Source organism: Enterobacter sp. JBIWA005, assembly GCF_019968805.1.
GTDB lineage: Bacteria > Pseudomonadota > Gammaproteobacteria > Enterobacterales > Enterobacteriaceae > Enterobacter > Enterobacter vonholyi.
The window spans coordinates 652,070-666,280 of the sequence record NZ_CP074159.1 but is presented as its reverse complement, the minus strand read 5'-3'; the positions used below and the strand labels follow the sequence as shown (position 1 = coordinate 666,280).

Here is a 14,211-nt window from a genome sequence, read left to right as displayed (position 1 = left end):
GAAAAAAAAGCCCGCACTGTCTAGGTGCGGGCTTTTTTTTGTTTTTCCTGTACGCGTCAGCCCGCATCGTTACCAGTGGTAATGATGATGGTTGTGGTAATGGTGGTGATGCTGATGCGTTTCATGGATGTTGTGTACTCTGTCATTATTATCTGTCTGTGCTGTATTCTTTTAGGGTTAAAGGATCGGGCTCGTTAAGTCAACGAATTTTTAATTTGATCACAATTCGGAAGACTCTCACGTCCCGCTGCGTGCAGATTTATTTTCATCCGATTCCCCCAGATGCAACCCATACAGACAGACTTATTCGCCATAGTAAAAACTTATGGCAGTATTTTACTCGGCCAATTTTTTTTCAATATCATGCAGCAAACGGTGCAGCATTGCGGTGTCCCGCTGCTCAAGACGTCCCAAACGCTGCTGCAGCCAGTCAGCCATTTTTTGATCGTCAGCTACTTCCAACTGCGTTAACAGTTGCTCAACGCGTGCGCGCAGCGCAGCCAGCTGATTTTCATCTGCCCTTTCAGCCTGAGGCTGGGGAATTTGTATTAGGGAGGCTAATTGATAGCAGTACACCATGACCGCCTGGCCCAAATTCAGGGAAGGATAATCGGCCACCATCGGCGCACCGGTGAGCACGTCCGCCAGTTCCAGCTCCTCGTTGGTTAATCCGGAATCTTCACGACCAAATACCAGCGCCGCTTTCTCCAGCCACTGGCTTTTCTCTTCCAGCATCGGCACCAGCTCCGCTGGCGTCGCATAGTAGTGGAACTTAGCCCGACTGCGCGCCGTGGTTGCAACGGTAAACGAAATGTCGTGCAACGCGTCGGCAAGCGTCGCGTAAGTAGTTATATTATCGAGAATATCTCCCGATCCGTGCGCCACCCAACGCGCGGCTGGCTCCAGATGGGCCGTGCTGTCCACAATGCGCAAATCGGTAAAACCCATGGTCTTCATGGCACGCGCCGCTGCGCCTATATTTTCTGCTCTGGCTGGGGCAACCAGTACAATCGACAGATGCATTTATGCTCTCTTTTTAATCAGTTAGCCGGTAAAAATGTGATGCACTTCAACATATTACGCAGCGCGAATTTACAAAATTGCAACACAAATCACCGAAATAGCGTTTCATAACAAATTAAAAACGCTAAACTATTCTGTGTCTGAACAATCAGTTAGAATGTTAATAGAACACCATTATCCCCATGTTTTATAATGATAATGGCAGCATGAATACCCTATTCTGATTGGATTCGCTTCGTTTATAAATCAATGTCCGCAACTAGTTGGTTTATTGAAAAATTGTGACAAAGGCTAGCATTCAGCTACGATGATTTCATCAAACTGTTAACGTGCTACAATTGAACTTGATATATGTCAACGAAGCGTAGTTTTATTGGGTGTCTGGTGTCACTTAGCCTGTTATGTTGCTGTTAAAATGGTTAGGATGACAGCCGTTTTTGACACTGTCGGGTCCAAAGGGAAAGTACCCAAGACCAAGCTAATGATGTTGTTGACGTTGATGGAAAGTGCATCAAGAACGCAATTACGTACTTTAGTCACGTTAAGCCGATCATGTTAATTTGCGACATGCATCAGGCAGGTCAGGGACTTTTGTACTTCCTGTTTCGATTTAGTTGGCAATTTAGGTAGCAAACATGCAGACCCCGCACATTCTTATCGTTGAAGACGAGTTGGTAACACGCAACACGTTAAAGAGCATTTTCGAAGCAGAAGGCTACGATGTCTTTGAAGCGACCGATGGCGCAGAGATGCATCAGATCCTTTCTGAAAATGATATCAACCTGGTGATCATGGATATTAACCTGCCGGGCAAAAACGGTCTTCTTCTGGCGCGCGAACTGCGCGAGCAGGCGAACGTCGCGTTAATGTTCCTGACGGGCCGTGATAACGAAGTTGATAAAATTCTTGGCCTGGAAATCGGTGCGGATGACTACATCACCAAGCCGTTCAACCCTCGCGAGTTAACCATTCGTGCACGCAACCTGCTGTCCCGCACCATGAACCTGGGTACTGTCAGCGAAGAGCGTCGTAGCGTAGATAGCTACAAATTCAACGGCTGGGAACTTGATATCAATAGCCGCTCGCTGATTAGCCCTAACGGTGAGCAGTATAAACTGCCGCGCAGTGAATTCCGCGCGATGCTGCACTTCTGCGAAAACCCGGGAAAAATTCAGTCCCGTGCAGAACTGCTGAAGAAAATGACCGGCCGTGAGCTGAAGCCGCACGACCGTACCGTAGACGTCACCATCCGTCGTATTCGTAAACATTTCGAATCTACGCCAGATACGCCGGAAATCATCGCCACCATTCACGGCGAAGGGTACCGTTTCTGCGGCGATTTGCAGGAATAATCCCGCAGTTAATGCATTAAAAAACGGCGCTTATGCGCCGTTTTTTTTATTCCCGCCAGGGCATAATCGGAACCGCGCTGATCGCGTTTTTCGGTGAACCTTCCACCACTTTGTCAGAATAGGCCAGGTAGGCCAGCGTATTGCGTTTGGCATCGTAGAAACGCACAACCTGCAGCTTTTTGAACACCAGCGAGGTCCGTTTCTGGAATACCACGTCGCCCTGCGCTTTGCCGTTTTTAATTTTGTCGCTCAATTCAACCGGGCCCACCTGCTGACATGAGATCGCCGCATCGGAGGTATCTTCCGCCAGCCCCAGTCCGCCTTTGATGCCGCCCGTTTTCGCGCGGCTGACATAGCAGGTGACGTTTTTCACGTCCGGATCGTCAAACGCCTCCACCACGATTTTGTGGTCCGGGCCAAACATTTTGAACACGGTATCGACGGAACCAATCTGTTCTGCCTGCGCGACGCGTCCAACCATCAACATCAGCGCGGTGAAGATCAAAGTCTTGTATTTCATATTGTTACCATTCTTTAAAATTACACTGAGCAATTATTCAACACTTTAGACAAAAATGTAGCAAGATCACAGGATTAGAATATATCTGCCTGTAATGTGCTCGAAAAAGCATGAATGCGCAAAAAAAACACTGAATGCTAAAACATCAAAAAATGCTATTATCCGCTAACCTGTTATCAGGCACCTGCTGTTTTAAGGATGAGGATAGTATATGGATCAGGCTGGAATTATTCGCGACCTGCTCACCTGGCTGGAAGGTCATCTCGACCAGCCTTTGTCACTGGATCATGTGGCGGCTAAAGCAGGCTATTCCAAGTGGCATCTGCAAAGGATGTTCAAGGATGTCACCGGTCATGCTATCGGGGCCTATATTCGCGCACGTCGTTTATCAAAATCTGCTGTAGCATTGCGCCTCACCGCGCGGCCGATTCTGGATATTGCCCTGCAATATCGTTTCGATTCACAGCAGACATTCACCCGCGCCTTTAAAAAACAGTTCTTGTTGACGCCAGCGCTTTATCGTCGCTCGCCTGACTGGAGCTCGTTTGGCATGCGTCCGCCGCTGCGTCTGGGCGAGTTCGCAATGCCGAAGTACGACATTATTACACTGCCGGAAACCCATCTGATCGGCACGACTCAGAGCTACTCCTGTTCACTGGAGCAGATTTCTGAGTTCCGACATCAGATGCGCGTCCAGTTCTGGCGCGACTTCCTGAGCCACGCGCCGGCGATCCCGCCTATCCTGTATGGCCTCAACGAAACGCACCCAAGCCAGGAAAAAGACGACGAGCAGGAGGTGTTCTACACCACCGCGCTGACGCCAGAGATGGCCAACGGGTATATTCAGGGTTCGAAGCCTGTCGTGCTGGAAGGCGGCGAGTATGTGATGTTCGCCTATGAAGGACTGGGAACGGGGGTACAGGAGTTTATCCTGACCGTTTACGGTACCTGCATGCCAATGCTGAATCTGAATCGCCGTAAAGGTCAGGACATTGAGCGCTACTACCCGGCGCAGGATGCCAAACCGGAAGAAGGCCCAATTAATCTGCGTATGGAATTTTTGATTCCAATACGTCGTTAACGCTGCAGTTCGTCAAGCGCAGGGGCATCGAGATGCGAAATGTCCCCTGCCATCTCCACGACCCAACCTGACGCCAGCCACGCACTTTCCTGATAATCAATTCGGGAAATGGAGCAGTTACGCAGACGCAAACGGCGCTCAGCGTAAGCCGGTAATCCCAGAATGGTGCTCACCAGGCATCCCAACGCAATCCCATGACTCACCAGCAGCGGACGGCTTCCCGCCGGAAGCTTCAGGCATTCCGCCAGTGCGGCATGCATACGGACGCTGAGCTCCTGCATGGATTCGCCCTCAGGAATACGGCCATCTTCGGTACCGTTCACCAGCGTGCGGCGCCAGCCCTCTTCCGTTTCCGTCAGCGTATCGATATGGCGTTTTTCCAGCACGCCCATATCCAGCTCGCGCAGGCGCGGCTCCAACATGACGTCACAGCCGCAGGCGTCTGCAATGATGCGCGCCGTCTGCTGTGTGCGACCTAAATCGCTGGTAATGACGTGGGTAATGCCCAGCGTTCGGGCGCGTTCTGCCACCTGCCACGCTTGCTGCACGCCCTTCTCTGTAAGAGGACTGTCTGACTGGCCTTGAATACGTCGCTCGGCGTTCCACTGCGTTTCACCGTGGCGAACAAGGTATACCTGTAACATGCTTTTTTTCCGTTATACTGCGATGAGTTTTTTTGAATCGAGCTTAATTATGCACCATGTTGTCTCTGCTACCACTAATCCTGCCAAAATTCAGGCAATTCTAAGGGCATTTGAAGAGATCTTCGGCGCAGGATCCTGCCATATTGAAGCCATCGGCGTCGAGAGTGGCGTTCCTGAACAGCCGTTTGGCAGCGAGGAAACGCGCGCTGGCGCACGAAACCGCATAGCAAATGCCAGGACTGCGGCACCGGATGCGGACTTTTGGGTGGCAATTGAAGCCGGTATCGACGAAGGCGCAACCTTTAGCTGGGTGGTGATCGAAAGCCGTGAACAGCGCGGTGAAGCGCGTTCGGCCACCCTGCCGCTGCCGGAGATTATTCTGGAAAAAGTCCGCGCGGGTGAAGCGCTTGGGCCGGTGATGTCGCAGTACACCGGCATTGATGAGATTGGCCGTAAAGAAGGGGCGATTGGCGTCTTTACCGCAGGCGCGCTGACGCGTTCAGGCGTTTATCATCAGGCGGTGATCCTGGCGTTAAGCCCGTTCCATAACGCGATTTATCGTTAGGTATTTTTCAGCAATACCGCTTCCAGCCACTGGCGCAGCTCAACGGGCGCCGACTTCAGGCTGTTCGATCCGCGGGTAATCGTTGCGATGCCCGCGCCGAGCTCATTTTTCAGCTCGCGCTGGCTCATCTCGCCGCGCAGCAACTCTTCAATGATGCGCACGCGCGTGCCCAGCGCCTCGCGCTCGTCCGGCGTGAGCATCAGCTGCATAAGGGGTAAGTGCAAATCCTGCTCGTAAGACTGGCGAAGCAGCTCCACAAAACGAAGCCACTCCTGATAACGTTGTTCGGCCATTGCCGAGGAATACGGGGAATGCTGGGTCATGTTATGCTGCCTCTTGTACTCATTAGCGAGTACAGCATAACACAACCCGCGCCGATCAGTAACGTCTCTGCCACTCGTCATCGCTCATCAGGGTATCTTTCTGCCCCATGAAGTAGCGATAGTAGGCGTCATAGGCCAGCACGTTCTTCACATAGCCGCGCGTTTCCGAGAACGGGATACTCTCGACAAACGCCACGGCGTCAATGCGTCCGGCGCTGTTGCCGAGCCAGGTACGCACGCGACCCGGCCCCGCGTTATACGCCGCCGACGCGAAGATGCGGTTATTGCCGAACTGCTGATACACGTACTGCAGGTAGCTGGTACCGATGTTGATGTTGGTATCCGGATCCAGAAGCTGTGACGGGCTGCTGTAGCCAGGAATATTAAACATCTTCACCGTGTGCGTCGCCGTGCCCGGCATAATCTGCATCAGGCCGCTGGCGCCCACCGGGGAACGGACTTTCGGGTTCCATGCGCTCTCCTGACGGGCAATTGCCATCGCGTAGCTTTGCGGGATATCTTTGCCGCTGGTGTAGCGATCGAACAGATCCTTGTAAGCCAGCGGGAAACGCTCTTCGAGATGATCCCAAAGCTTACCGGCGATCGTCGCCTGCACGCTCAGATCCCACCAGTGGTTATCAAAAGCATAGCGGGCAAGCTGGGCTTTCTCGTCGGTGCTGCGGCTGGTCACCAGATTCGCCCACTCGCTGCGCGCGGTATTATCCATATTCCAGTACATCAGCTCGCGCACGCGCGCCATTTCTGGCCCCTGCGTCAGCGCCGGGTTCGCGTTAGCGGGCGCTTTATCAATGCGGAAGGTGTACTCCTCGCCCAGGCGCTGCGCGGCTGCCATCGGGTAGAACCCGCGCTGCTGCATCAGCGTATGGAGAATTTCTTTGGCCTCGTCATCACGACCGCGCTCCATCAGCAGATCGGCCTGCCAGTAGCGCCATTCGTCCTTCTCTTTGGCCTCCATAGGCAACCGCGCAAGCCAGGTATTCAGCCCACGGCGATCGCCCGTACCTAGCGCCATGCGCACGCGACGTTCCACCAGAGACGTGGAGTTCGAACGCATAATGGCATCGTCACGCCAGCGCGCCTGTTCATCGGTCACATCCGTGCCCATCAGTCGCCACGCCACGATATCGCGCAGCTCCTGGGTTTGTTCCTCATTAAGCTGCTGCGCCTGCACCAGCTGCGGGATCATCAGCCGCGCGTTTTCCACATCGTCACGCGCCACGCTGGCAAAGGCCACCGCCGCCATCTGGCGGGTAAAATCGGTCGCGCCCGTACTGCGGGCAAAGGTCAGCACGCTGTTGGGATCGTTAGCCAGCGAGATAACCGCGGTGGAGATCGTCTGGTAATCGGACGGCATCTGCCCCGCCAGCGTGGTCACCAGACGCGTATTGCCGGCTTTCATCGCCAGACGGATGCGCTCAAGGTAGGACAGCGGATCCTGATTGCCGGATGCGCGCCACGCGCCGAACAGGGAATCACAGGCGTTCGGCTGGTTTTTCCCGGTCAGCCAGAGCTCTTTCGCCCCGGCCCAGGCCTCTTCCTGCTGGCCGGTCGCCCATTTCGCGTAGTAGTAGTTACACTGCGCTTCGGTGGTATTCGGCTTTTCAGGGCTAAACGCCAGCAGTCCGCGCCAGTCTTCGCGTCGCGCCAGTTCGTTCACAAATCGAGACTGGAGATTTCGGGCAGGCGGCAGGGTCGGGTTCGCCTGAATGAAGTTATTCACGGTAACGGTGGGTTGATTCATGAGATCGTCCGTAATTTGACGATACTCCAGATACGGATACAGCGGATAATCCTTTAGCGTCGGCATCAGCGCCTGCACGGTATCCATCTGCTTGTTGTCCCACGCCTGTTTAATCTGGGCGTAGCGGTTGCGTTGTTCATCCAGTGAATCGGCATGCACCGCCTGGCTTACCGCCATTACGCATACGCTGGCAGCCAGCAGACGCCAGACCACCCGTTTGGCTTTTTCCACAAGCTCTTCCTCATTGTTTTTTCGTCAATTGCAGCGTCTTGCCACGTCAAAGTCTAATTAACTTATGCTAACCAGGCATCCTTCAACGCGCCACGTCATGGACACTTTTTTACCTTTCTTGCGCGTTTTAACACTCACGACGTTCCTGGCTGGGATTAGGACGTGAAAAAGGCTACACTTCGAGGCTGAAATTCCTTCTCATTACGATAAAAGAGGCGAAGTCCAACGTGGCTCAATTCGTTTATACCATGCATCGTGTCGGCAAAGTTGTCCCGCCGAAACGTCATATTCTTAAAAATATCTCGCTGAGCTTCTTCCCGGGCGCAAAAATCGGTGTTCTGGGTCTCAACGGTGCCGGTAAGTCCACCCTGCTGCGCATCATGGCCGGCATTGATACAGACATCGAAGGTGAAGCCCGTCCGCAGCCTGGCATCAAGATTGGCTACCTGCCGCAGGAACCTCAGCTGAACCCGGAACACACCGTGCGCGAATCCGTTGAAGAAGCGGTATCCGAAGTGGTTAACGCCCTGAAAGGTCTCGATGAAGTGTATGCCAAATACGCCGAGCCGGATGCGGACTTCGACAAGCTGGCCGCACAGCAGGGCAAGTATGAAGAGATTATCCAGGCGCACGACGGTCATAACCTGAACGTGCAGCTGGAGCGCGCGGCTGACGCCCTGCGTCTGCCGGACTGGGATGCGAAAATCGCTAACCTCTCCGGTGGTGAACGCCGTCGCGTGGCGCTGTGCCGCCTGCTGCTGGAAAAACCAGATATGCTGTTGCTCGACGAACCAACCAACCACCTGGATGCGGAATCCGTGGCGTGGCTGGAGCGCTTCCTGCACGACTTCGAAGGCACCGTTGTGGCGATTACCCACGACCGTTACTTCCTCGACAACGTCGCTGGCTGGATCCTGGAGCTGGACCGCGGTGAAGGTATTCCGTGGGAAGGCAACTACTCCTCCTGGCTGGAGCAAAAAGATCAGCGTCTGGCGCAGGAAGCTTCTCAGGAAGCGGCGCGTCGTAAGTCTATCGAGAAAGAGCTGGAGTGGGTTCGTCAGGGCGCGAAAGGCCGTCAGTCTAAGGGCAAAGCCCGTCTGGCACGCTTTGAAGAGCTGAACAACACCGAATACCAGAAACGTAACGAAACCAACGAACTGTTTATTCCACCTGGAGCACGTCTGGGGGATAAAGTGGTTGAAGTGACCAACCTGCGTAAGTCTTACGGCGACCGCGTGCTGATCGACGACCTGACCTTCTCCGTACCGAAAGGCGCTATCGTGGGCATCATCGGTCCGAACGGCGCGGGTAAATCGACCCTGTTCCGCATGATGTCCGGTCAGGAACAGCCAGACAGCGGCTCAATCACCCTGGGTGAGACCGTGAAGCTGGCCTCCGTCGACCAGTTCCGTGATGCGATGGACAACAGCAAAACCGTGTGGGAAGAAGTCTCCGGCGGCCTGGATATTATGCGCATCGGCAACACCGAGATGCCAAGCCGCGCCTACGTTGGTCGCTTTAACTTTAAAGGCACCGATCAGGGCAAACGCGTGGGCGAGCTGTCCGGCGGTGAGCGCGGTCGTCTGCACCTGGCGAAGCTGCTGCAGGTGGGCGGTAACGTTCTGCTGCTCGATGAACCAACAAACGACCTGGATATCGAAACCCTGCGCGCGCTGGAAAACGCCCTGCTGGAGTTCCCGGGCTGCGCGATGGTTATCTCGCACGACCGCTGGTTCCTCGACCGTATCGCGACCCACATTCTGGACTACCAGGACGAAGGTAAGGTGGAGTTCTTCGAAGGTAACTTCACCGAATACGAAGAGTACAAGAAACGCACGCTGGGCGCCGACGCGCTGGAGCCGAAGCGTATTAAGTACAAGCGTATTGCGAAATAAAAGCAAAACGGCAACTTCGGTTGCCGTTTTTTATGTTATACCCTCTCACCGTGAGAGAGGGCCAGGGTGAGGGCATCAGGCCGCACGGTTTCACCGCCCCACGTAATACCGCTTCACCTCGTCAAACTGCATCGCAAACTCGATATAGCTCATCAGCGCGGGCGAATTCAGCTTGCGGCTCGGATAGGCCAGCCAGAGGTCGTTGCCTTCAACGTTCCACTCCGGCAGTACCTGCACCAGCGCGCCCTTTTCAACCTTATCTCCCAGCAGAAATGCAGGAAGCAGCGTGATCCCCGCCCCGGCCATCGCGCACTCGCGGGCGTACACCAGATTATCGGTCATGTGCGCGTTATCCGGCAGGTAGCGGTAATCCTCATTCTCGCTTCGCAGAAGCCACTCCGACCAGGCTCTGTGCGTAATGCTGCGGTGCTCCACCAGCTGACGGGGATGCGTTAGCGGCGCCCGGCGCGCCAGATAGTCCGGCGAGGCCAGCATGTAGCGCGGACAGTGCCCGATCATTCGGCCAATCAGGGAGGAGTCCTGCGGCTTGCCGGTACGCAGCGCCACGTCAAAGCCGGACTCGACCAGATCCACCACATCATCAGAGATCGACACGTCCAGCGAAACCTCAGGATAGCGAAGCTGGAACTCGGCATTCATATGCGCCAGCAGCGTCGCGCCAATCCCAGCCGGACAGGTGATGCGCAGCCGCCCGCTCGGGTTTTCGCGCAGGCGCTGAATGGCATACTCCGCCCGCTCGCTGGCCGCCAGCATTTCGCGGCAGTGCACCAGATAATGCTCGCCCGCAAACGTCAGGTTCAGCCTGCGCGTGGTGCGGTTCAGCAGGCGGATACCCACCTGCTGCTCCAGCTGGCTAATTCGCTGGCTGACGCTGGATTTTGGCAGTTCGGCTTTCTGGGCTGCCGCGGTAAAGCTGCCCATCTCCGCCACCAGCGCGAAAAGCGCCATATCCTGCAGCTGTTTAAACATGATTGTTCATCCTGTACGAACGCTGAGTTCTTGATTGTCCATCTTATCATGCGGCTGGCCACTTAATAGACTAGCCTCAACAAAACGCATGCCATTGAGGAGCACACCATGTCAGTTAAAGCGATTGCCGTTAACCCAGAAAATCCCGCCTCGTTCATTGAAATCACCCCGCCGATGCCGCATCCCGGCGAGCACGATCTGCTGGTGGAGGTGAAAGCCGTCTCCGTTAACCCGGTCGATACCAAAGTCCATGCGGGCATTGCCAAAAACGGACTGAACGAGCCGCGCATTCTCGGGTGGGATGCAAGCGGGATCGTCAAAGCCGTTGGGGCGGGCGTCACCGGATTCAAACCGGGAGATGAAGTGTGGTACGCGGGCGACATCACCCGCCCGGGCAGCAACACCACGCATCAGCTGATTGATGCGCGCATTGTCGGGCGCAAGCCTGCAAGCCTCGGCTGGGCCGCTGCCGCTGCACTGCCGTTGACCGCGCTCACCGCGTGGGAAGGCCTGTTTGAACGGCTGAACATTCAGGATGCCGGCGCGGACAAAACCCTGCTGATCATTGGCGGCGCGGGCGGGGTGGGATCGCTGGCGATCCCGTTTGCGAAGCACAACAGCAAGGTGAAGGTCGTCGCAACCGCGTCTCGCGAAGATTCCGCCCGGTGGTGCCGCGATCGCGGTGCAGATGTGGTGGTGAACTACCGCGATCTGAAAGGCGAACTGGCGAAACACGGGCTCACCTTTGTGGATTACATTTTCATCCTCAACGACACCGACGGGCACTGGGATGCGGTCAGCGAACTGATTGCCCCACAGGGGCATATCTGTTCCATCGTCGAGAATGAACGTCCGCTGAATCAGGACAAGCTGAAATCCAAATCCGCCGCCCTGCACTGGGAATTTATGTACACCCGCAGCATGTTCCAGACCGCGGATATGGCGCGTCAGGGTGAGATCCTCAATGAGGTGGCGAAGCTGGTAGATAATGGCGTGGTGGAAAGCTCACTGAGTGAAACGCTGCACGATCTGAGCGTGGAGAGCATTACCGAGGCGCACCGTAAGGTGCTGGACGGGCATATGCGCGGGAAAGTGGTGGTTGAGTATTGAGTGGCCTGATGCCCTCACCCCGGCCCTCTCCCACAGGGAGAGGGAGGTTAACGCTTATCCCTGCTCCCCCATCATCTCCTTCACCAGCTCGACGCAGCGCAGGAAGCGGGAGTCGTAGTCCGACTCTTCCACGTGCACAAACTCAACGTTGTTTTCGTTGAGCATCTCCACCAGCATGGACTGGAATTCACGCCTGTCAACGGAGCTGCCGAGGCTGCGCATGCCGTCGGCCACCCACGGGGTGTTGTTTTCCAGCAGGATCACCAGGTCAAAGCGATATTCGTCAATCAGCGCCTGCACGAACGGGTGCTCGCGCCCTTCGTATTTTTTACAGAACGCCTGAGTGGTGACGAAATCGGTATCGATAAACGCCACCTTGTTGGCATATTTCACTGCGAAATCAATGTACTGAGCGTGACCGAGCGCGATTTTGTCATAGTCGGAATACTGCAGCGCCATCTCGTCGCCGCCCAGGTGCGAGAAGACATAATCGCGGCCGTACTCCCATGCGCTGGTGGTATTGAAGATATTCGCCAGCTTGTTGACCAGCGTTGATTTACCGCTCGACTCGCCGCCCAGGATCGCGACGGTGCGCACAAAGAACGGCTTCACCTCGGTTGGGATGTAGTCCCAGTAGCGGAACGGGTTTTCGCGGATCTGCGCCCCGCTGATGTTCATGAAGGTGCGTTTCGGATCGATCAGCACCGTCTCAATGCCCAGATGCTCGCGGAACTGCGGCGCATCGGACTCTTCAGAGGTGTAGATCCAGTTAGGCGCAATGCCCTTCTCTTCCATAAACGCTTTGATGCCGTTGCTCCACACGTCCCAGCCGTGCGGATACGGCTCCATGCCCTCTTCGTTAAAGGCATGAATACGAATGTTTTTCTGGTATTTGAAGGTCTGAAGCAGCCAGCGCAGGCGGTCAGGCACGGTCGGCTGCTGCGACATGGCGCTGTCCTCAAACAGCTGGCGATCGCGGGTTTCATCGTAGCCCATGATGATGTGCAGCTCGTCAACCTGGCTACAGGCTCGCTGGATCAGATAGATATGCCCGGTATGCAGCGGGTAAAACTTGCCGAACACCACGCCGATGTTCTTTTGCATACGCGGGAATTCCAGCCCCAGAAAGCGGTGCAGCGCTTCCAGCTTCTGCGCGCTGGGGCTTTTGATTTTGGCGTTCAGCAGCTGGCTCAGGTAGCCCTTAGTCATGCCGCTGGCGTCTGCCACCTGCTGCAGCGTGCAGCCCTTCTGGCGGATAGCGGTCTTGATGTAGTCAAATGATGACATAAATTACGGTGCCTCCTGCAAAATCGAATACGTAATTATAAGTCGTCAAAGACATTTAACGCATCTGCGAGTTTCTTCACGCCGAACACCTGCATTCCTTCCGGGATTTTTTTCGGCACGTTAGCAGCGGGAACGATAGCCCGGCGGAAACCGTGTTTTGCCGCCTCGGAGATACGCTCCTGGCCGCTGGGCACCGGACGGATTTCCCCGGCGAGGCCCACTTCACCAAAGACGACCAGATCCTGCGGCAACGGTCTGTCGCGCAGGCTTGAGACCATCGCCAGCAGCAGCGCCAGGTCTGCGCTGGTCTCAGTGACTTTGACGCCACCCACCACGTTAACGAATACGTCCTGATCCGCCATCTGCAGCCCACCGTGACGGTGCAGCACCGCCAGCAGGATCGCCAGACGGTTCTGTTCCAGACCGACCGCCACGCGCCGCGGGTTGCCCATCATCGACACGTCCACCAGCGCCTGAATTTCGACGAGCAGCGGGCGCGTGCCTTCCCACAGCACCATCACTGAACTTCCGGAGGTGATCTCATCTCCCCGGCTCAGGAAGATCGCAGACGGGTTGCTGACTTCGCGCAGCCCCTGCTCGGTCATGGCAAACACGCCCAGTTCGTTCACCGCCCCAAAGCGGTTTTTATGGCTGCGCAGGGTACGGAAACGGGAGTCCGCGTCGCCGTCGAGCATGACGGAGCAGTCGATACAGTGTTCAAGCACTTTAGGTCCGGCCAGCGAGCCGTCTTTGGTCACGTGGCCGACCATCACAATCGCCACGCCGCGCGTTTTGGCAAAGCGCGTCAGGTAGGCCGCCGTTTCACGCACCTGCGCCACGCTGCCCGGCGAGGACTGAATGTCCGCCATGTGCATCACCTGGATGGAGTCGATCACCATCAGCTTCGGCTGCTCTTCTTCGGCGATCATGCAGATCTGCTCGATGCTGGTTTCGGAGAGCATGTTCAGATTGCCGGTCGGCAGGCCCAGACGGTGCGCGCGCATTGCCACCTGCTGAAGAGACTCTTCCCCCGTGACGTACAAGGTTTTCATCTGTTCGGCGAGCTTGCAGAGCGTTTGCAGCAGCAGGGTCGATTTACCCGCGCCCGGGTTACCGCCGATCAATATGGCGCTCCCCGGCACCACGCCGCCGCCGAGCACGCGGTCAAACTCTTTGAACCCGGTGGAGAAGCGCGGCAGCTCTTCGAGGCTGATGTCCGAAAGTTTTTGCACCTTCGCCACGCCCGCATTGCCCGCGTAGCCGCTCAGGCGTTCATTGCGCGCCACGCTCGGCGAAGCCGCCACACCACGCACTTCGGTGATGGTGTTCCAGGCATGACAGGCGCTGCATTGCCCCTGCCAGCGCGGATAATCCGCACCACATTCATTACAGACAAATGCGCGTTTTGGAGCTTTCGCCACGGTTTAC

General features: G+C 55.8%; 15 protein-coding genes and 1 other annotated feature. Of the genes, 5 read left to right on the top strand and 10 right to left on the bottom strand.

What is annotated here, in order from left to right; translation table 11 throughout:
* Window positions 1-118 (bottom strand) — a sequence feature (Thr leader region).
* The 3 genes from thrL to yjjY all read right to left on the bottom strand — a co-directional run bounded on the left by thrL (window position 57) and on the right by yjjY (window position 1,563).
* On the bottom strand, window positions 57-125 hold the full coding sequence (thrL, locus tag KGP22_RS03175; protein ID WP_015572623.1) for a thr operon leader peptide: 69 nt from the start codon (window positions 123-125) through the stop codon (window positions 57-59). Its footprint overlaps the feature before it by 62 nt.
* Before the next feature lie 211 nt (window positions 126-336).
* The gene (locus tag KGP22_RS03170; protein ID WP_111964081.1) at window positions 337-1,023 is read right to left on the bottom strand and encodes a tRNA/rRNA methyltransferase; all 687 of its coding nucleotides are present in this window, start codon (window positions 1,021-1,023) and stop codon (window positions 337-339) included.
* A 399-nt stretch (window positions 1,024-1,422) separates the two neighbouring features.
* Window positions 1,423-1,563, bottom strand: a complete 141-nt coding sequence (gene yjjY, locus KGP22_RS03165) for a protein YjjY (RefSeq protein ID WP_085928893.1) — start codon at window positions 1,561-1,563, stop codon at window positions 1,423-1,425.
* Between the two features lie 95 nt (window positions 1,564-1,658).
* Between yjjY and arcA the strand changes: the two genes are divergently transcribed.
* Complete coding sequence (arcA, locus tag KGP22_RS03160; RefSeq protein WP_003856501.1) at window positions 1,659-2,375, top strand: two-component system response regulator ArcA; 717 nt, start codon at window positions 1,659-1,661, stop codon at window positions 2,373-2,375.
* A gap of 46 nt (window positions 2,376-2,421) precedes the next feature.
* Here the strand turns inward: arcA and creA are convergent, their stop codons facing one another.
* Window positions 2,422-2,895: a protein CreA gene (gene creA / locus KGP22_RS03155; protein WP_032660778.1), complete on the bottom strand. Its 474-nt coding sequence runs from the start codon at window positions 2,893-2,895 to the stop codon at window positions 2,422-2,424.
* A 211-nt stretch (window positions 2,896-3,106) separates the two neighbouring features.
* Between creA and robA the strand changes: the two genes are divergently transcribed.
* Window positions 3,107-3,976 (top strand): MDR efflux pump AcrAB transcriptional activator RobA, encoded by an 870-nt coding sequence (robA, locus tag KGP22_RS03150; protein WP_111964082.1) that lies wholly within the window; start codon window positions 3,107-3,109, stop codon window positions 3,974-3,976.
* On the opposite strand, the gene gpmB is transcribed toward robA, so the two are convergent.
* Entirely contained in the window at window positions 3,973-4,620 is a 648-nt protein-coding gene (gene gpmB, locus KGP22_RS03145; RefSeq protein ID WP_008502057.1) for a 2,3-diphosphoglycerate-dependent phosphoglycerate mutase GpmB, read from the bottom strand. The genes robA and gpmB overlap by 4 nt on opposite strands.
* A 49-nt stretch (window positions 4,621-4,669) precedes the next feature.
* On the opposite strand from gpmB, the gene yjjX reads away from it, so the two are divergent.
* Entirely contained in the window at window positions 4,670-5,185 is a 516-nt protein-coding gene (yjjX, locus tag KGP22_RS03140) for an inosine/xanthosine triphosphatase (protein ID WP_223581203.1), read from the top strand.
* On the opposite strand, the gene trpR is transcribed toward yjjX, so the two are convergent.
* Together trpR and sltY are read right to left on the bottom strand one after the other, a co-directional pair.
* Entirely contained in the window at window positions 5,182-5,508 is a 327-nt protein-coding gene (gene trpR / locus KGP22_RS03135) for a trp operon repressor (protein WP_223581200.1), read from the bottom strand. The two genes, yjjX and trpR, sit on opposite strands and share 4 nt — an antisense overlap.
* Before the next feature lie 55 nt (window positions 5,509-5,563).
* Complete coding sequence (gene sltY, locus KGP22_RS03130; protein ID WP_223581198.1) at window positions 5,564-7,501, bottom strand: murein transglycosylase; 1,938 nt, start codon at window positions 7,499-7,501, stop codon at window positions 5,564-5,566.
* Window positions 7,502-7,728: 227 nt separating this feature from the next.
* Here sltY and ettA point away from each other — a divergent pair, with 227 nt between their 5' ends.
* The gene (ettA, locus tag KGP22_RS03125; protein ID WP_003856515.1) at window positions 7,729-9,396 is read left to right on the top strand and encodes an energy-dependent translational throttle protein EttA; all 1,668 of its coding nucleotides are present in this window, start codon (window positions 7,729-7,731) and stop codon (window positions 9,394-9,396) included.
* A 90-nt stretch (window positions 9,397-9,486) separates the two neighbouring features.
* On the opposite strand, the gene KGP22_RS03120 is transcribed toward ettA, so the two are convergent.
* A complete protein-coding gene (locus tag KGP22_RS03120) occupies window positions 9,487-10,386 on the bottom strand; it encodes a LysR family transcriptional regulator (protein ID WP_223581196.1) in 900 nt (299 codons plus the stop codon).
* A gap of 108 nt (window positions 10,387-10,494) precedes the next feature.
* Between KGP22_RS03120 and KGP22_RS03115 the strand changes: the two genes are divergently transcribed.
* Entirely contained in the window at window positions 10,495-11,496 is a 1,002-nt protein-coding gene (locus KGP22_RS03115) for a zinc-binding alcohol dehydrogenase family protein (RefSeq protein ID WP_223581194.1), read from the top strand.
* A 54-nt stretch (window positions 11,497-11,550) separates the two neighbouring features.
* On the opposite strand, the gene nadR is transcribed toward KGP22_RS03115, so the two are convergent.
* Both nadR and radA read right to left on the bottom strand, forming a co-directional pair.
* The gene (nadR, locus tag KGP22_RS03110) at window positions 11,551-12,783 is read right to left on the bottom strand and encodes a multifunctional transcriptional regulator/nicotinamide-nucleotide adenylyltransferase/ribosylnicotinamide kinase NadR (RefSeq protein ID WP_006810194.1); all 1,233 of its coding nucleotides are present in this window, start codon (window positions 12,781-12,783) and stop codon (window positions 11,551-11,553) included.
* A gap of 35 nt (window positions 12,784-12,818) precedes the next feature.
* Window positions 12,819-14,204 carry a DNA repair protein RadA gene (radA, locus tag KGP22_RS03105; RefSeq protein ID WP_014068810.1) on the bottom strand — a complete coding sequence of 462 codons (1,386 nt, stop codon included), beginning with the start codon at window positions 14,202-14,204 and terminating at the stop codon, window positions 12,819-12,821.
* Window positions 14,205-14,211: the final 7 nt, after the last annotated feature.